Genomic DNA, 17,935 nt, shown 5'->3' with positions numbered 1-17,935 from the left:
ACTATTACTTTTCAAATTGTGATTTTTTTGGATATTTTTGTTGTAACAACTCTTTTATTTCTTCAATCTTTTTATTATAATCGCTTACTTCATTATCATTTATACAGATACTTAGTGCATTTCCTTTTTCTAACTCTAATTTTAAGGAATGTAGATTATCTATAGGATACGTTCTATTTCTATCGGGATTAATTGGATTAAATTGCCCAAATTCCAACTGAAGATGTCTTAATAACCAAATTGAAATGTCATCTTTACTTCTAAATCTATGAGTATTCATAGACTCAAATTCTTTTTTCCAGATTTTTCTTCCTTTTTGAAAAGTTTCTTTTTTAAAACTAAGCGGTCCATGTGGCTCAATGTATCCTGGAATTCCACGCTTTTTAGCTTGAATTAAAAAAGGTAACTCTTTTAATTGATGTTTTCCATAAACTTTATTAACTAATCCATTTCTTGATAATGGCCAATTATTATTTATATATTTATTTAACAATATTTCATTATTAATCGGAATATGATTAAAATCTTCAATAGGGATAATATCGGAATATATTCTAAAATCGCATGGAAGATTATCATAAAAAAAATCTTTTGAGTTAGTAGGTTGCGTTAATAACATATCATCATTAAAATACACAAAGTTTTCTGATAATCCAGGTATTTTATCCATGTTTAATTCAATAGCATTAGAATTAAACAAAGGGAGATATTTTTTATCAATAATTTGTGAATGATCAATAACTATTAACTTTTCATTCTCGTTATTCAACCACTTGGGCTTTTGCTCATCTGTAATCAAAAATATTTTTCTAACCCATGGAGCATATTTTTCAACACTCCGCAAAGCATACCTTAAAGTATCATAATCTCTAAAACGTACATCATCATTTTTATCAAACTTTGACTTAGTACCCTCTAAATACAATTTTTTCTTTTCTATCCACTTTTTATCATTTCCATTTACCCATGTAAACACAAAATCAATTGAAGATTTCATTAGTTTCACCTTTATATTATCTATTTACTCTTAAATTTAAACCCTAATCTAAGAAAATCGAAAAGTATTTTATTAACTATATAATTTTTATGCTTTAAATTAAATAAAATTAAGTTATTGATATAACCTGTATTTTTTATATTTTTTACTGATTTTATATTTTTATACAAACAAGTGTTCTGCATTTCTAATAATAAATTATATGATCCATTTACTGTAGCAGTTGGAGATTTTATATAATTTTTATAACTCAATATTAAAGCTATAGCATAATCAATATATAACTGCTTATACATGGTATCTGTTGCATGCTTATCTTTGAGTGCTTTATAAAGATTCTTATATACTAATTTCACACTATTCCAACGATTTTTATCATAGGCTTGTATCATTGAGCCATTCCTTATCCTATACATATAACCGTTTTCTTTATAAGGTAATACATAAAAGGCTTTAATAGATAATACGATTGGAATTATTATACTTACATCTTCTCCGTATGTCATACCCAAATCTACATACTTTAAATTCTCTAATATTAAACTTTTTTTTATTAATTTTCCCCATCTATTAGGAGTAATTAGTCTATCTTGAAAGTGACCATCATTAAATAAATTATATTGTATTAAGTTATTGTATTTTTCACCTTTATATAATCCTGATTTAAGTCTGCCTAACACTGTAATTTTACCAGCATGATAATTATAAGTTGGAGCAAATACAACATCAGTTTTATATTTATCCATTGCATTCTTTAAACTTAAAATATAGTTTTTTTCTACATAGTCATCTGGATCTACAAAACAAATGTTATTTGCCATAGATTTGTTTAAACCATATTGCCACGCAGAAACTAGTCCACCATTTTTTTTATGATAAACTTTTATATTTGAATATTTTTTTGAATATCTATCACATATTTCTCCACTTTTATCAGTTGACCCGTCATCTACTAAAATCACTTCAATATTAGTATATGTTTGCTTCTCTAATGAGTCTATACATTGTTTTAAATAGCTTTCAACATTATAAACAGGAACAATTACTGAAACTTTAGCATTATCTACATTCACTAGAACTTAATCTCCTCAATATAAAATTTTCTTAAAAGCATTTAAAAATTTTCTATTATTAAAATCATATTGAACTAACTCTTTATGACTACCCTGAATTATATTTTTCAATTTGCTAATATCTTTACATTCAAACACTAATTGTTTATCCGCAAATCCTTCAGCAATCTGTAACTGATGATCATCAATATGCTCATTATATTTTGAAAGTCTAGGAACCACAATAATTTGTTTATTATATTTTTTACCAGTCAATATAGTTCCTACGCCAGCATGAGTTATTAATAAATTGCATTTCTTTATATTTTCTTCGTATTCATTTCCATTCATAAATCTTTGAATAGAATAATTTTTAGGAATATATGTAGAATATCCTGACTGACATATAACTTTATCTATAATTTGATTGTTAGCAATTAATATATCTATTTCTTTTAACAATCTATTGAATTGAAATTTCTGTGTACCAACAGTTACAAAAATCATATATTGCTACCTCATTAAAAAATACCACCCCAATAATGTGCCTTAGGGAAATACTTTAGCATATCTTCCCATTGAACGATAAATTCATCAGCAAATTTATACATAATTTTACCAGTCAATGATGGAGTATTTATACGAGCAAATGACTCAATATAAATAATTTTTTTATGATGTAATTTCCCTATAATACAAATAGGTACTGTAACTAACGCACCTGTAGAGATTATTGTATCTGGTTTTATCCTTCTATATATCTTACTAGAAATAAAAAACAACTTTAAGAAATGCATAAAAAAACTTTTTTCTTTTCTGTTAATTTGATTTAATAAAAAAACTTTTTTAAATTTACTTAGATTTTTTTTATTTTTTTCTGTAAGAATGTAAGATTCATTGTCTATAATAATACTATTTAATTGTAGTAGTTCTTCAAGATGACCACCAGATGAACTTGTAAACAAAATTTTCACTTTTCTTTTTCCATTAATTCTAAATAATAATTGATCAATAATTTTGTATTTTTCACAATATCATAACCTTCTTGAGCTAAAATTTCTTGATTATTTTTATATTGTTCAATTCTATTATTTTCCTTATAATTCTTAATACTTTTAGCCCATTTTTCAGCATCCAATTCTATAAATGAAGAATTTTTTGTAACATCAATCTCTTTAGAAACATTATTAGAAATAATACACTTCAATCCTGTAGCTATGGCTTCTATAATAACAAAAGGTTGTCCCTCATATCTCGATGGCAACGCAAATATATCCATAGCAAATAAATAATTTGCTACTTTATCTGTTAAACCAATACATATAATTCTATTTTCTAAATGTGCAGCTTTAACTTTTTTGTTAAAATCTTGAAACTCAATACCATCACCTATTAATATTAATTTATATTTCTCATCTAATAATGGCATTAATTTTAAAAAGAAATCATGATTTTTTTGATAATTAAAAAAGCCAACATGCCCTAATAGAATATTATTAGATTTTATATTTAGTTTATTTCGAATTTGTTTTCTAATATTAGAGTCATAATTATAATTATTCAAAAATATACCATTTTTAATAACTATAAATTTATTATCATCAAATAACCATTCCCCTGCAGCATTATTACAAGCAATTTCCCCAGTTACTAAAGAATTAAATGCTAATCTCAACAATTTATTTACGTATGGATGTTCTGTAGTAGTATTATGACTATGTGCAATTCGAACTTTTATTCCTGCTTTTTTTGCAGCTAATAACTCTAAAACCATAGTAGTACTATTACCATGAATATGAACTAAATCAAAATGATTATTAATAAGATATTTTTTTAACCTACTATAATAAGTTAATAAAGATTGTTTACGATTAGGGAGCTTTAAATAATCAATATTATTTGCTTTAAGAGTATCTCTTAATTCATTTGTTATATCATTTGATGCCCCTATAGTTACATCTATACCTGATTTAGCAAGAACTATACTACTATTAACTATAAAAGAAGTAATACCATTCTTCTCTAAATTTATAGTATTTACCATCAATATTTTCATACTTATCGAATCCTTATTACATTATGAATTGCTAAATTGATCAAATTTTTTTATTTCATCATCAAAATTCACTTTACTTGAACTAGTCGCACATCTAAATCTTAATGATTTATTGAAATACATTTTTTCAATATTTTTAGCTAACTCGCTAGGGCTTAATTTAGAAATAATTCCATTCTCTTTATCCTTTATCTGTTCTCTAAAAGCAGGAAGATCAGATACTATTATAGGCTTTTTTAACGTTCTAGCTTCTAAAACTGCTAGTCCGTACCCCTCATGCCGAGATGGTTGTACATATAAATCACAATTTTTAATATATGGATATGGATTATTCTTTCTACCAAGTAAAATAAATTTACTATGGAGGTTTTTATTTTCAACTAAATGATGTAACTTATTTTTATCCCTTCCATCACCAATTACATACCAAATGAAGGGAATTTTCTTTTTCTTTAATTCATTTGCTGCGTCAATAGCAATATCGTATCCCTTTTGCTCTGTTAAACGTCCTACAGTAACAATTTTAAATACTTCATTAGAAAATTCTTGAGGTAAAAATTCTTTAGATTTTCTAATTATTTCCCTAGTATCTATCACATTATATATAATTTTACTTTTTATTTGTTCTGCAGGATAAAGAGAATTAAATGAATTTATAATAGCTTTTGATACACCAAATATAGTATCATAATATTTAAAATATCTGCTTACATTAACAATCCACGGCATATGCTGATCATGTATCCAAAAAGCTTTTCTTTTAGCATCTACATTTAAAGCTAAATATGCTGTTGTAAATGAACCGTATCCATAAAAATCAATTCCAACATCAAAATATTCATCTAATTTTGATGCATGTTTGGCAATCATTCTATACAAATCAGCATATTTGTTTATTTTTAGCTTTTTCAAAACCTTACCTTCTACAAAATTTGTTGAAGCCAATTTTTTATAAAAAGTACTATCAAACTTAATATGTTTTATTTTAATATTTTGTTTTAATCTATATTTATACTCTTCATTATCATCGATTAATAATAGTGTCGTATCATAATGAGTACTGTTTAAATGATTTAAAAATTCAATCATAGCAACTTCAGTTCCACCACCGCCCAACGATTGAGCAACTACCAGTAACTTTTTCATAAAATCACCTAAACAATTCTAATATGCACTATTCGGATTAACAACAACCCCAATGGTCTTCACAAGAATCTTAAAATCTTCCCAGATTCCAGAGTTATTAATGTAAATAATATCCAGCCAAACCATCTCATCAAAATCGGCATCGTTACGCTTGGTTACTTGCCAAAGACCTGTACAGCCTGGTATTACAAGTAAGCGCTGTTTGTCATAGTCTGTATATTCTGCCACTTCAATTGGAAGAGGTGGACGAGGACCAACAAGCGACATATTACCGATTAAGACATTCCATAATTGTGGCAATTCATCAAGACTATATTTTCTAATCCACTTACCAACTTTGGTAATTCTTGGATCATCTTTAATCTTGAACATTGCCCCATCAATTTCATTTTGTTCTTCAAGCTGTTCAACAAGTTGGTCAGCATTAACAATCATTGAACGAAATTTATACATTTTGAATGGCTTACCATCTTTTCCAATTCGCTCTTGTGAATAAAAAGCTGGACCATGATCTTCATGCTTGATTTTAATTGCCAAGAACAAGAATAACGGCGATAGAATTATTAAAGCTATTGCACTAGCTACAATGTCAAAAAGGCGTTTAACGCTGCGATAAAAGTATCGTCCTTGCACCTTTGATTCATTTAGCTGAATTTGTTTCATACTCAACATTTCCTTTTTTATTCACTCGTTTCCTTACTGTTAAAACAGCCAAAACTTCTTTTTCTTCTTTAATGGTCTCCAATCCATTTGTACATTTTCACCGTTGATAATTTTACGGGAATTTTCTTTCCATGATTCTGCTAATTCTGGACTAAATTCTTTAGCCATTTTTTTATAAGCTTCACTTAATTGATATTCACGGCGTGGAAGATCATGAGCATCACTTGCAAAAGTGCAACCTTGTCCAGCTTCAATTAACTTCCTTGATAAGTTCTCCACCTTACTCCCAAATAAGCCAGTGTAAGAACTCGCAGTGATCTGTACAAGACAGCCTTGTTCAATTAAGTCCTGCAGCATTTCAGGTTCTTTCAAAATACGATTATTACGTTCGGGGTGCACAATCACAGGTGTAATTCCATAACCTTGCAATCTAAAAATCGTATCCTTAACATAAGTTGGTACATCTTCACTCGGAAACTCCAAGAGCATATAAGTACCCTCTTCATCGCAAAAAAGAATATCATCTTTTTCTATTGCATCAATAAGGTCACCAGATAAGCGAACTTCTTGTCCCGCAAAAACGGTCAAGGGAATATTCGCCTCATCTAGCATCTCTTGATATTGCTTAGTCAAGTTAATGATATCCTTTTTGTGATTGAGATATTTACCATTTAATGTATGCGGAGTAACTACAGCATGGGTTACACCATCGGCTACAGCATCTTTAGCAAGCTTAATTGAAGTTGACCAATCTTTAGAACCATCATCAACCCCTGGCAACATATGACAGTGAATATCTACTAAAGTCATTATTTAGCCTCTTCCTGAGAATTATCAGTTGATGCCCGACTAAAGAAACTACGCTTCTTAGGCTGACCATATCCATAACCATAGCCGTAACCGTAGCCATATCCATAACCGTAGCCACTATTTTCAGCAGTAATATCGTTCATTACATAGCCCAAAATGCGAACCTTAGCAAATTCAAGCATTTCAACAGCACGACGAATAGCAACTTTTTGAGTTTTACCTTGACGTACTACTAAAATTATACCATCAAGATGACTTGCCAATTCTTGTGTATCAGAAACTTCCAATACTGGTGCCAAGTCAATGATTACCAAATCATAGTGTGCCTTAACAAGGTCAATGAAAGTTTGCATACGATGTGAACCAATAAGTTCGGCAGGGTTTGGTGGAATTGGACCAGAAGTCAAAATTGACAAGTTGTTCACACCACTTGGCTTAACTACATCATCCAAATCAATTTCATCTGCATCAGAAGTCAATACAGTAGTCAAACCCTTATTATTTTTCACATTGAAAGTTGAGTGAAGAGTAGGACGACGAAGGTCACCATCAATTAAAAGAGTCTTGCGACCAGCTTGAGCATAGGTAATTGCAACATTAGCTGTTACAGTTGACTTACCTTCACTGATGTTAGCTGAAGTAAAAGCCACAGTCTTGATTTCCTTATCAACACTCATGAAGTTGATGTTAGTACGAACAGTACGGAATTGTTCTGAAACAGGGCTTTGCGGATTAGCTGCTGTAATCAGCTTCGCACCCTTTTTCATGGTTTCGTTAGTACCACGTTTTTTCTTAAATAATGCCATTTCTGCTAATCCCTCCTATACTCTGCGTCTCTTCTTAGTTGTCTTATTGTCATTCAACTTAAATGATGATGAAACATTGAAGTGAGCAATTTGACCTAAGTTAGTCAAGCCCAAATCCTTAGTCAAGTAGTCATCATCACGAACAGCAGTATCTGACATTTCACGAATCATTACTACTGCAAATGAAAGGATAAGTCCAACTACAAATCCAGCTAAAGTAAAGAGTTTAACATTAGGTGAAGTTTGAGTTCCCTTAGTTGCAGGAGCCACGATAGTAACGTTGTTAACGTTCATAATTGACTTAATACGATCTTTGAAAACTTCAGCCACCGCATTTGCTTCTGCCATTGACTTATCAGGATTATCTGACTTAGCACTGATTGAGAAGACTTGAGATTGTTGTTGAGTAGAAACTGAAATAGCCTTTTGAAGTTGGTTAGCACTTACTGAATATGCTTTACCTGAACGATCAATTACAGCAGGTTTTGCTTTACGAACTAATCTTCTTTGACCATTTTCATCAGTAGTATATTTAGCAGGTTGAGCTTTTTTAATTACTCTAACTGGATTTTCTAAACGATCAGAAGCTTCGCTTAAGATAACGTGACTAGTTACAATATCTTTATAAGTAGTAACAAGTTGCATGTTAGCTTGTTGAGTGTTGTAAGCTGCATTTGGGTCATTCTTGTTAGCCTTTTGATTAACTAAGATTTGTGCACTAGAAGTGTATTTAGGGGTAATTGCAAAACTTGCCACTCCCCAACCTACAAGAGCAAGACCGACACTCCAGAGAATGAGTGCCCAGATATGCTTTCTACAGATGCGAATTAACTGGGTTAAATCAATTGTATTTGTTGAATCTTGTTTTTGTTCCATTCACTTATTCCTTATTAGTTACAGTAGTTGTTGAAAGATCAAGTGCTTTTCTGAGTTTGTCAGATACACGTTGACGTTCTTTTTGACTGATGACTTCAATTTCCATAACGCCAAACTTAACGTTATTGGTTTCCTTACTTACGCCTTGTGCGTGGTCTGGGGTAACGTTTTCAGTAGCTTTGCGGTAATCCATACCAATCTTGTACATTTGGTTCATAGTAAGGTCAGTTTGCATTTCATCCGCAATTGAATTGAGAAACTTAGTATTAAGAAGAGTAGTTGGAGATACTGACTTCTTAAGAAGTCCCATAACAATACGGCGATCACGGTCTTGTCTACCATAATCTTGACGAGGATCACCGTGGCGAAGTTGAGCAAAAGCCAACGCTTTCTTACCGTTTAAATGGTAAGTCTTTCCTTTTTCAAAATGGTATCCCATATTGTCGAAGGTCAATGGTGAAGTTACTTCAATTCCACCAACTTGATCAATTGCCTTTGGAAGTGCGCCCATATTAATCAAAATATAGCCATCAATTGGTACACTGTAGTATTTATCAAGCGTTTTAATAGTTTCAGATACACCACCTAGAGTGTATGCTGAGTTAATTTTTGTAACACCGTAGCTCTTGAAATCTGGAAAAATTGCGGCTGAGTCACGTGGAATAGATACAATATCAGTTGTACCTTTCTTTGGATTGATTGACATCATCATGATTGTGTCAGTACGCCCTTTCCAGTGACGGTTCATAGCCCCGGTATCAATTCCAAGAAGCAAAATGTTAATAGGTTTCTTTTCTTTTAATAAATCGTCTAGATTTCGTCCTTTATTACTCGTGGTTGACTTAGCAACTGGAGTATACATGCTGTTAGTGGTGTCACGAAGATTCTTGTACATCATCCCAGCAACAAAAATACCAGCAACTACCACAACGCCAATCACGATCCAGAAAATACGCCAAAACTTGCGACGTCTTCTGTGATGCCTATGGTGGTGATGATGGTGCTGGACATTTTTTTGTTTATTATCTTCTGCCATGCTCTATCCCCTTAGTTTCAAAGTTTAATAGTTTTTCAGAATCTTTACTATTATATATCGGTTTGGATAATTATGCCACCCTTTTCAAGGCACATGAAGTGACAAACATATGCTTTTGTGTTATGTTTTACCTTTTTCTACTATATATGCAGAAGGGTTATCGTAAGAGTAAGAAGAAAATATTAAAATTTTAGGATTATCTTTTTTGATATAATTAATACAAATTTATTTTAATAAATTATATTTGGAGAGTTATATTTATGGAAAACATTTCTGCTAGATTACTAAACAAAAGTACTTAATCAACCTTTAACAGTTATGACTTCCAATTATTTACTAAATTTTATCATCTAAAAACTGATTCAAAATATTGTTATTACTATAAATTAGCTAATCGATATGACTATTCAATTCAAATTATAGATTTTATAGTAAACGAGATCCAAAAGAATTCTAAAATTTTAATTAACATTAAATATGAACTAAATAAAAATAAGATAAAAAAATAAAGATAACCCCAGGAGTCAGAAACATGAGAATTCTCGGTCATTACTTTACTCCCATTTGGGAACTCAGCTTTAATCCTTCACAAGTTATCTTTGTATTACAATTATCCTACAAAACAAATTTTCCAAATACTCCAAAATTGCCATCTCTCCCCCCTTAATCTATAATAAGCACGTACAAAAATCAGAAATATGAGGTGAAAATATGATAGATAATCAACCTAAAAAAACTAAAGCTTATATTGCTGGAGTTAACTTGAAAGACCCAAACTTTGACTATTACATGAGCGAACTTGCTAGCTTAGTTGAAGCTAATAATATGGAAGTAGTTGGACGTAGCCAGCAAAACGCCGAAAATGTTGTAGCTGGGACTTATTTTGGTGTTGGAAAAATCAATGAAATTCGCACAATGGCTCAAGGCTTGAAAGCCAAAGTCCTGGTTTTAAACGATGAACTTACACCTGTGCAAATTCGTAACTTAGAAAAAATGACCAAACTCCGTGTAATTGACCGTACTGAATTGATTTTAGAAATTTTCTCAAGTCGAGCACGAACTAAGCAAGCCAAGCTTCAAGTAGAACTTGCGCACCTTCAATATGAATTACCACGCTTGCACCCTTCTGAAAATAATCTTGACCAACAGCGTGGTGGAGGCTTTGCCAACCGTGGTAGCGGTGAATCAAAATTAGAATTAAATCGCCGGACAATCGGTAAGCAAATCGCTGCAATCAAGAAGGAACTTAAAGCCGTCGAAGGACAAGAAGAAATTAAAGCTAGTCGTCGTAATCAAAGCCGCATCCCTAAAGTCGCTCTTGTTGGCTACACCAACGCTGGTAAATCTACTACGATGAATGGCTTGCTCAAGGCTTTTTCCGACAATGAAGAAGGCAAAGAAGTTTTTGTTAAAAACATGCTTTTTGCTACCCTTGATACAAGTGTACGCCGAATTGATTTAGGCAATAACTTTAACTTTATATTGTCTGACACCGTTGGTTTCATTTCAAAACTGCCCCACAACCTGGTGGAATCTTTCAAGGCAACTTTGCAAGAAGCGCGTGATGCTGACTTAATCATTAATGTGGTTGATTCAAGCGACCCTAACATGATCCAGATGATTCGCACTACACAAAATGTACTTGATGAAGTCGGAGTCAAAGGAATCCCAATGATTACAGCTTATAATAAAGCTGATAAAACTAACCGTGCTTATCCACAAATTGAAGGCAATGACATTCTTTATTCAGCAACCGATGAAAAATCTATTAAGATGCTGGCTGATTTTATTGTGAAACGTATCTTTGCAAATTACGAAGAGTTTCACTTGGTTCTACCAATTGAAGATGGCAAATCTCTTGCATACTTACATGAACATGCTCAAGTAACAGATGAACAGTTTAAAGATGATGGTGTGTATGTAACAGCAAATATTGCACCAGAAGATCAAGCTAAATTCAAGAAATTCATTGTATAAGAAAAACACCTACGTTATTGACGTAGGTGTTTTTTATTATATCTATTACCAAATATGTACACGCTTATCCGGATCAAGCCACATGCCATCGTCTTCTTTAACATCAAAAACTTCATAGAAGTCATCTTGACATTGTGATTGTACATTAGCACGTTCAGGACCTGGAGCATGAACATCAATTGCAACTTGCGTTTTAATGGATTCAGTAAGTTGCTTATTAGCCCAAACTCGAGCAAAGTTTTCAAAGAGTTTCTTAAGGTCATCACTTTCACCCTTTGCTGCTTCAACCGCTGCAGTAAGTCCACCTTGGTCAGCGATATTTTCACTAACAATTTGCTTACCGTTAAGAACTACTGGACCATACTTAATTCCATCAAACAAATCAATTTCTGCTTGGGTACGCTTTTCAAACTCCTTAAAGTCTTCATCAGTCCACCAATTCTTCATATTGCCAAGTTCATCAAACTTTGCCCCATTATTATCAAAGGCATGACTTATCTCGTGAGCAATTACAGTACCAATTCCACCAAAGTTTTCAGCGCGATCTTGCTTAATATCATAAAATGGTGCTTGTAAAATTGCTGCTGGGAAAGTTAAGTCATTTCTTTGTGGATCATAACATGCATTTACAAGGTTGCCTGGCATCATCCATACTGTGCGATCAACTGGCTTGTGTAATTTTTCAGTGTTGTATTTTACTGATTCAATTTCAGAGCTGCGAGCATTTGAATAAAGACTTCCGCCTTCACTTTTTGGTGTTACCTTTAAGCGATTATAAATTTCTTCAATCTTATCTGGGTAACCAATCTTCAAGATAAGAGCGCGAAGTTTTACAATTGCTTTTTCTTTGGTTGATTCTGATAACCATGAATTTTCTTTAAGGCGTTTTTCATAGACATCAAGCATTTTATGAATCATGTCTAAAACATCTTTTTTAGCATTTTCACCAAAATAAGTTTGTCCGTAGTAAACCCCAACCACTTCACTAAAAACGGAATTAGTTAAACGATAGGCTTGCTTTTCACCGCTAGACAATTCTGGTTGTCCAGATAAAGCTTGACTAAAAGCAAAACCAGCTTCACGAAATTCTTGTGATAAGTAACTAGCTGCTCCATTAATGAACTTAATCATCATCCAGCCCTTGATTTCATCAAAAGTATCTTCATTAATAAGTTCATCAAAGTGCTCTAAAAATCTTGGTTCATTAACAATTACTCGCTCTGGCAATTCTCCAAAAGCACCATCTAAGAAATGCTTCATGTTGAAGTTCTTGATTTTACCAAGGAAATCATTAATTGGCATTGGATTGTAAGTTGCTGGGTAATCAGCCCATTCTTCTGTAGACTTAACAACTTTAGATATACGCTTATCAAACTTCAAGGCATCTTCTGCGTATTCAGTAGCTTGTTGTTCAGAAACTCCAGCCATAGTTAAAAGCTTAATTGATTGCTTTTTCAAAATTTCAAGCAATTTTTCAGCACCATCAGTTTCATAAGTTTTAGTATCTGGTAAGAATGTGCTTGGACCACTAAAATTCAAAACGTTGACTTTAGTGTTTTTCATATCTGCATCAACAAAGAAACTAAATGGCAAGCTAAATGCTGCCTTATATAAATCAGCTGCCTTTAAATTAAAGTCAGTAAAATCTTGAATCATTTCAAGTAAAGTCATATCTGCTTTAATTGGATTAGCACCATCACTATTACGCTTATCAAAGTCACGCGCAAGTTTATAAAATTCTACTGCTTTTTCTAAGTTGGGTACATCAGTGACTGACTTTTTACCATCAGCCCAATCTGCAAAGTCCTTCATTAAACTTTTTTCAACATTTAAGTCAATTCCATCAAAAGAACTGATTCTGGATCTATCTGATGGAATTTTAGCATTTTCAAGCCATTGTGAATTAACTGCTAAGTAAAGATTATCTTGTGGACGTGCATTTACATCGGGTTCAATAATATTGCCGCTGCCGCCACGAATTGCAAATGTTTTATTCAAGGAAAATTCCTCCTTTTAATCATGTTCAAATATTATTAAGCCTATTTTAATGCAAACAAATTTATTTGTAAATCTTCAAACCTTTTCTTACTTTAATATAGGTAGGAACCATTATTACAATCATTAAAAAGATTAAAATTGCAGCTACCCAGAAGAATGAAATATAGCCAGCCTGGTCAATTACCATCCCGCCAAATAAAGGACCAAAAGCGCGGCCCACTCCTGAAGCTACCATATTATATCCCTGATATTTACCTTTGCTTGTTGCAGGAGATAAATCATTAACATAAGCAGGAATGGCTGGAAAAGCTGTTGACTCACCTAAAGTTAGTATTATCATCGAGAGGGCAAAATGAGCAAAGTCTTTGGCAAAAACTAATGTAATAAAAGATAATGAGAACATTACAATTCCAAAGATAATTTGATGAAAGAGATTTTTAAAAATATTTGGAAAACGTGCCAAAATTCCTTGCATTACCACAATGATTCCAGCATTAAGTGTCCACAAAAGACTATACATATGAAATGGTATTCCCAAGGAAACCATATAAACTGATAAGTTTGATTCCCAATTCATATACATTAGCCAAGTCATAGCAAGCGTAGCAAAGAAAACCATTGTTAAAATAAAATTACGCTTTGGCATTGGCTCAGCCTTTTGTGTGTGACCGTTTTGCTTTTGAGCTAAACGTTCCTTATGAAAAGCAATGATAGGCTTATAGTTAATAAGAGCATTAACTAATGCAATTGCAAATAAAATAGCTGCAATTACAAACAAAAGTGTTACAGAATAATCATAAAGATACCCAACAATTAAGGTCCCAGTAACTACTCCTAAATTCTGTGAAAAATATAAAACATTGAAAACATAGCGTCCTGGATGACTCTTTAGACTAGTAGCAATTGAGTTAATGAGTGTACCGTTCCACCCACCTAAAAAACCAGTGATTGTCAACCATACCCAATACTCTGGCCATCCATGAAACATTGCCATTAAAAATAAAACGCCTGCATCAAGCCCAAGCCCCCATAAAACCAAAGGATATGGATTATATTTATCATAAAGACGTCCTGCCAAAATTGATCCTAAAATGTTAGCTGCACAGTTAAAAAAGAGTACAACCCCAATCATTGAAAGACTGATATGTAATTGCTTGTTTAAATAAACTGACGTTAATGGCCAAATAAAGCTGGCGCCAATCCAAGTTGCAAGTTCGCCAACTATTAACCAACGCAATTTAATTTCATCGTTCTGAGTTAGTCCGTGTGCCTTTTTCATAAAAATCTCCCTTCTTTTTTCTTAATTAATAATAACTATAACAATTTTAGATGAAAAAAGACAACGCACAAATTTTGCGTTGTCTCTTCAATCATCTTACTTCTTAAACTTATCTTGATTTTCTAAAGTTTTCTCACCAATAATATTCTTAAAGTTAGTAATATCTTGGACTGTTTCTAAACAACCTAAATAATTATCTTCATTATCGCGTACCGCATAGAAACACATATAAATCATACGTCCATGAACATTAACCCAAAAGTCTTGACTGTCGGCATAACCATTGTGAAAATCATCTAAGATTTTCAGTACTTTATCAATACTTTTAGGTGGATGACACCTAATAACTGGTCGTCCAATAACGCTACGCGTGCGAGGAAATACACGATCAGTATTAGAGAACCATTTTACTCGATCATACTTATCAACAAAAGTTAAGTCAATTGGCAAAACATTAAAAATAGCTGGAATCTCTTTAAGACTAAGAGAACCAATTTCCATTTTAACTACTGTATCTTTCAAATCTTCAAAAAGTAAATCTGGACTACTTTCTGATTCACCTACGGGATAATTTTCTGCCCCGTTTAAAACTTGAATTTCATCAGCTTTTCCATTAATTTCATCATCAAGAGACAAATAGCACTTTAAGAAATTGTTATATTCTTTTTTAAATTCATCAGTAAGCTGCACTTGGTCATGTTCCCAATTAGATGCATCAATTTCACTCTTAGTAGGCATCCAACTAGTCGGATTATTAATTAAAGTATAACCAATTTCAAGTTCATCTTGCTTAATAGTGTACCAATCTTCAGGCGTTAAAAGCATCCCTAAAATTGGCAAAAATATCGTATTTTCCACAAAAATCATCTGCATAACTTCATGAGCCGCTTTTTCAATTTTGGCTTCAATGACATACTTGTCATCTTGCGGAGTAGAATTTACAGCTTCTTGAGCAATTTTAATTGTTTCCCGAATTTTATCATCTAATTCCCAAAGAGAAGATGTAGTTCGCTCAGTAATTAAATTATATTTTATTAAAAATGAAAATAGTGAGTTTTCTTTTCGTTTGTAATGTCTATTTATTTTGTGAAGCTTTACTAGTTCATCCTTAATTCTATTAAGGAGAAGAGAATTTTCACCGCTTTGTTGCCATTTTTTAAGATCAGGCAACAATTGATTATTGATTAAATCTTCAATAGCATCATTTTCTGCATATAAGGTATTCAAGGGGTGTCCCTTAATTGATGCACTTTTTATGCGCATATTTTTAGATTTGTTAACTAAAATACTTGCTCTGGTAAAATCGCCGCCCTCTTGTAAAAATTTGAGGACTTTTAAAATATGCTTTTGTCGTTTTAAATCTAAATTCTTCTCATCCGTCATTTTCCAGCCACCTTCTTAGAAGAAAAAATATTAAACACAAACAATAGTATAATCTTATTTTATCAGTTTTTGAAATGCTTACATCGTCTTTTTTTCACCAGATAGTTTTTGAATTTCAGTTATATCTTCTGCAACCTCTAAACATCCCAAGTACTTACCATTTTTATCATGAACTGCATAATAGCGTAAATAAAGCATTTTCCCCAACTTTTTAGGCTTGAACCAATACTCAATTTTATCTTTGGTACCAGTATGAAAATCATGAAAAATTTTCTTAATGATCGGTCTGCTTTTTGCGGAATGGCATTCAAAAACAGTATTTCCGATTGAATTTTTAGAATGCGGATAAATATTCGCACCCCCGCCAAAATATGCCACTTTATCATTTTCATCCACAAAAGTGAGAGCAAATGGCAATAAATCTAAAATTGCAGATAATTGTTCTAAATTAAGACTACCCTCTTTAAAGTTAATAAAGAAGCTGCTCAACTTATTTACATCTATTATACCGCTAACTGACTTTGGTAAAGCAGGTTTCCAATTCATTGGCTTAGCAATCAAAGTATAACCAATTTGCGCTTCTTCATTTTTTACATTTGCCCAATCTTGCTCATTTGCTACTTTATCAATCATGGGGATCATGATTTTTTCTTCTTTAAAAATCATCTCAAGCACTTCATGACTAGCTTCACTTATTAAGTCATGAAGCTTATCCTTATTAACTGGAATTTTATTAGCCGCATTTTCACTATCATGAATTAAGTGGCGAATTTTATCATCTACTCCCCACATTACTTGAGGAGGAGCTGTAATGCCATATTTATTCATAATTGGAAAAATTGAAGTTTCTTTTCTAGTATAGTGCTTATCAATAGTTGCTAAATCACGAAGTGCTTGTTGAATTTGAGATAAGATTTCATCATCATTAGTTTTTTCCCATTTTTGTAAATTAGGAAGCAAAAAATCTTCAATTAAAGAACGAATTACCATATTCTCTAGCTTAAAGGTGTGAACTGGATGACCTGGAGTTTCAAAAGCTTGAGATTCAGGATTTTCTTGGATATTTCCTTTAAACAAATCTACATGTACATTGCATAAATATTGAATATCACGCGGATCTAGACCCTGTGCAATAAGTGTACGTTCAGCTTCAGTAATTTCACTTACCTCTACTTTATCAAAGGCTTCTTTGAACATCTTTTTTGCAGTTTCTAAATCGCCGCCGTTTTGAATATAATGCAAAATTTTCAAAATTGCATCTTGTCTTTCCTTTTTTAGAGTCATACTTCCACCTTATAGCCCTTCATTTCAAAAGCCTTCTTTATTTTTTCTAAATTAATATTCATTGCTTGAGCACCCAACTTAATAGTCATTACTCGGCCGACCGTTTTTATTAAACCAGGAATTTTAATTCTAGTAAAACCTGTATCATACATAATCTGAACAAAATCAGGATACTTATCTGCTAGCTGCTTAATTGGTATATTAAAATCTATTACTTTATCAAGTTTTTTCTTTGTAGATTTCTGCATTCCCAATTTTTCCTTTGCTTCTTCACTCATTCGCTCTGGCGTCCAAACTGGATACCAGACAAGCTTTACTTGACAGTTGTCAATTCCATCAACACTTGTAACAGCTTCTTCAATACTATCTTGCAAAAAACTTGATAGTGGACAGCCTTGAATAGTTAAAGTCATGCTTACAACTGCCTTATTTTTATTAATATCAATTCCATAAATCAAACCCAAATTAACAACATCAACTTGTAATTCAGGATCAATCACTGTCTGCAATGACTGCATTATTTGGTCAACTAGCTTTAACTTTCTCTCGTCCATATTTTCCTTTAAAAAAAG

General features: G+C 32.1%; 17 protein-coding genes and 1 pseudogene. 2 read left to right on the top strand and 16 right to left on the bottom strand.

Annotated features, from left to right (window positions below; translation table 11 throughout):
• Positions 1-4: 4 nt before the first annotated feature.
• From FOD82_RS00955 to FOD82_RS00905, 11 genes are read right to left on the bottom strand one after another with little or no spacing between them, the layout of a single operon-like run.
• A complete protein-coding gene (locus FOD82_RS00955; protein WP_144354645.1) occupies positions 5-997 on the bottom strand; it encodes a Stealth CR1 domain-containing protein in 993 nt (330 codons plus the stop codon).
• A 20-nt stretch (positions 998-1,017) separates the two neighbouring features.
• A complete protein-coding gene (locus FOD82_RS00950) occupies positions 1,018-2,070 on the bottom strand; it encodes a glycosyltransferase family 2 protein (RefSeq protein ID WP_144354644.1) in 1,053 nt (350 codons plus the stop codon).
• A gap of 15 nt (positions 2,071-2,085) precedes the next feature.
• Positions 2,086-2,556: a PssE/Cps14G family polysaccharide biosynthesis glycosyltransferase gene (pssE, locus tag FOD82_RS00945; protein ID WP_144354643.1), complete on the bottom strand. Its 471-nt coding sequence runs from the start codon at positions 2,554-2,556 to the stop codon at positions 2,086-2,088.
• Between the two features lie 14 nt (positions 2,557-2,570).
• Positions 2,571-3,023, bottom strand: coding sequence for a PssD/Cps14F family polysaccharide biosynthesis glycosyltransferase (gene pssD / locus FOD82_RS00940; RefSeq protein WP_144354642.1), 453 nt, complete (start codon positions 3,021-3,023; stop codon positions 2,571-2,573).
• Positions 3,020-4,105, bottom strand: coding sequence for a glycosyltransferase (locus FOD82_RS00935; RefSeq protein WP_144354641.1), 1,086 nt, complete (start codon positions 4,103-4,105; stop codon positions 3,020-3,022). The genes pssD and FOD82_RS00935 overlap by 4 nt, the downstream gene beginning before the upstream one ends.
• A gap of 21 nt (positions 4,106-4,126) precedes the next feature.
• Positions 4,127-5,251: a glycosyltransferase gene (locus FOD82_RS00930; RefSeq protein ID WP_144354640.1), complete on the bottom strand. Its 1,125-nt coding sequence runs from the start codon at positions 5,249-5,251 to the stop codon at positions 4,127-4,129.
• Between the two features lie 18 nt (positions 5,252-5,269).
• Positions 5,270-5,923 (bottom strand): sugar transferase, encoded by a 654-nt coding sequence (locus FOD82_RS00925; protein ID WP_144354639.1) that lies wholly within the window; start codon positions 5,921-5,923, stop codon positions 5,270-5,272.
• 30 nt (positions 5,924-5,953) lie between these two features.
• A complete protein-coding gene (locus FOD82_RS00920; protein WP_144354638.1) occupies positions 5,954-6,724 on the bottom strand; it encodes a CpsB/CapC family capsule biosynthesis tyrosine phosphatase in 771 nt (256 codons plus the stop codon).
• Positions 6,724-7,530, bottom strand: a complete 807-nt coding sequence (locus FOD82_RS00915) for a CpsD/CapB family tyrosine-protein kinase (protein WP_144354637.1) — start codon at positions 7,528-7,530, stop codon at positions 6,724-6,726. Before FOD82_RS00915 ends, FOD82_RS00920 begins: the two co-directional genes overlap by 1 nt.
• A 15-nt stretch (positions 7,531-7,545) precedes the next feature.
• Positions 7,546-8,406 (bottom strand): Wzz/FepE/Etk N-terminal domain-containing protein, encoded by an 861-nt coding sequence (locus FOD82_RS00910; protein WP_144354636.1) that lies wholly within the window; start codon positions 8,404-8,406, stop codon positions 7,546-7,548.
• 4 nt (positions 8,407-8,410) lie between these two features.
• Entirely contained in the window at positions 8,411-9,442 is a 1,032-nt protein-coding gene (locus FOD82_RS00905; RefSeq protein ID WP_144354635.1) for an LCP family protein, read from the bottom strand.
• A 317-nt stretch (positions 9,443-9,759) separates the two neighbouring features.
• Between FOD82_RS00905 and FOD82_RS09760 the strand changes: the two are divergent.
• Together FOD82_RS09760 and hflX are read left to right on the top strand one after the other, a co-directional pair.
• Positions 9,760-9,951: pseudogene (locus tag FOD82_RS09760) on the top strand (DUF3644 domain-containing protein); the annotation flags it as partial.
• Positions 9,952-10,153: 202 nt separating this feature from the next.
• Positions 10,154-11,419 (top strand): GTPase HflX, encoded by a 1,266-nt coding sequence (hflX, locus tag FOD82_RS00900; protein ID WP_144354634.1) that lies wholly within the window; start codon positions 10,154-10,156, stop codon positions 11,417-11,419.
• A 45-nt stretch (positions 11,420-11,464) separates the two neighbouring features.
• On the opposite strand, the gene FOD82_RS00895 is transcribed toward hflX, so the two are convergent.
• The 5 genes from FOD82_RS00895 to FOD82_RS00875 form a co-directional block, all read right to left on the bottom strand.
• Positions 11,465-13,417: a M13 family metallopeptidase gene (locus FOD82_RS00895; RefSeq protein ID WP_144354633.1), complete on the bottom strand. Its 1,953-nt coding sequence runs from the start codon at positions 13,415-13,417 to the stop codon at positions 11,465-11,467.
• A 61-nt stretch (positions 13,418-13,478) separates the two neighbouring features.
• Complete coding sequence (locus FOD82_RS00890) at positions 13,479-14,696, bottom strand: MFS transporter (RefSeq protein ID WP_144354632.1); 1,218 nt, start codon at positions 14,694-14,696, stop codon at positions 13,479-13,481.
• Positions 14,697-14,792: 96 nt separating this feature from the next.
• The gene (locus FOD82_RS00885; protein WP_144354631.1) at positions 14,793-16,079 is read right to left on the bottom strand and encodes a PAS domain-containing protein; all 1,287 of its coding nucleotides are present in this window, start codon (positions 16,077-16,079) and stop codon (positions 14,793-14,795) included.
• Between the two features lie 78 nt (positions 16,080-16,157).
• Positions 16,158-17,363, bottom strand: a complete 1,206-nt coding sequence (locus FOD82_RS00880) for a DUF438 domain-containing protein (RefSeq protein WP_144354630.1) — start codon at positions 17,361-17,363, stop codon at positions 16,158-16,160.
• A complete protein-coding gene (locus tag FOD82_RS00875; protein ID WP_144354629.1) occupies positions 17,360-17,917 on the bottom strand; it encodes an iron-sulfur cluster assembly protein in 558 nt (185 codons plus the stop codon). Before FOD82_RS00875 ends, FOD82_RS00880 begins: the two co-directional genes overlap by 4 nt.
• Between the last annotated feature and the right edge of the window lie 18 nt (positions 17,918-17,935).

Origin of the sequence: Lactobacillus sp. LL6 (genome assembly GCF_007570935.1) — a bacterium.
Taxonomy (GTDB): domain Bacteria; phylum Bacillota; class Bacilli; order Lactobacillales; family Lactobacillaceae; genus Lactobacillus.
This window is presented reverse-complemented; position numbering and strand designations above follow the sequence as displayed.

Bases quoted from the DNA above. Each gene is read 5' to 3' on its own strand.
- FOD82_RS00955 (WP_144354645.1), bottom strand. From the start codon at position 997: ATGAAATCTTCAATTGATTTTGTGTTTACATGGGTAAATGGAAATGAT.
- pssE (WP_144354643.1), bottom strand. From the start codon at position 2,556: ATGATTTTTGTAACTGTTGGTACACAGAAATTTCAATTCAATAGATTG.
- FOD82_RS00935 (WP_144354641.1), bottom strand. From the start codon at position 4,105: ATGAAAATATTGATGGTAAATACTATAAATTTAGAGAAGAATGGTATT.
- FOD82_RS00930 (WP_144354640.1), bottom strand. From the start codon at position 5,251: ATGAAAAAGTTACTGGTAGTTGCTCAATCGTTGGGCGGTGGTGGAACT.
- FOD82_RS00925 (WP_144354639.1), bottom strand. From the start codon at position 5,923: ATGTTGAGTATGAAACAAATTCAGCTAAATGAATCAAAGGTGCAAGGA.
- FOD82_RS00920 (WP_144354638.1), bottom strand. From the start codon at position 6,724: ATGACTTTAGTAGATATTCACTGTCATATGTTGCCAGGGGTTGATGAT.
- FOD82_RS00915 (WP_144354637.1), bottom strand. From the start codon at position 7,530: ATGGCATTATTTAAGAAAAAACGTGGTACTAACGAAACCATGAAAAAG.
- FOD82_RS00910 (WP_144354636.1), bottom strand. From the start codon at position 8,406: ATGGAACAAAAACAAGATTCAACAAATACAATTGATTTAACCCAGTTA.
- FOD82_RS00905 (WP_144354635.1), bottom strand. From the start codon at position 9,442: ATGGCAGAAGATAATAAACAAAAAAATGTCCAGCACCATCATCACCAC.
- hflX (WP_144354634.1), top strand. From the start codon at position 10,154: ATGATAGATAATCAACCTAAAAAAACTAAAGCTTATATTGCTGGAGTT.
- FOD82_RS00890 (WP_144354632.1), bottom strand. From the start codon at position 14,696: ATGAAAAAGGCACACGGACTAACTCAGAACGATGAAATTAAATTGCGT.
- FOD82_RS00885 (WP_144354631.1), bottom strand. From the start codon at position 16,079: ATGACGGATGAGAAGAATTTAGATTTAAAACGACAAAAGCATATTTTA.
- FOD82_RS00880 (WP_144354630.1), bottom strand. From the start codon at position 17,363: ATGACTCTAAAAAAGGAAAGACAAGATGCAATTTTGAAAATTTTGCAT.
- FOD82_RS00875 (WP_144354629.1), bottom strand. From the start codon at position 17,917: ATGGACGAGAGAAAGTTAAAGCTAGTTGACCAAATAATGCAGTCATTG.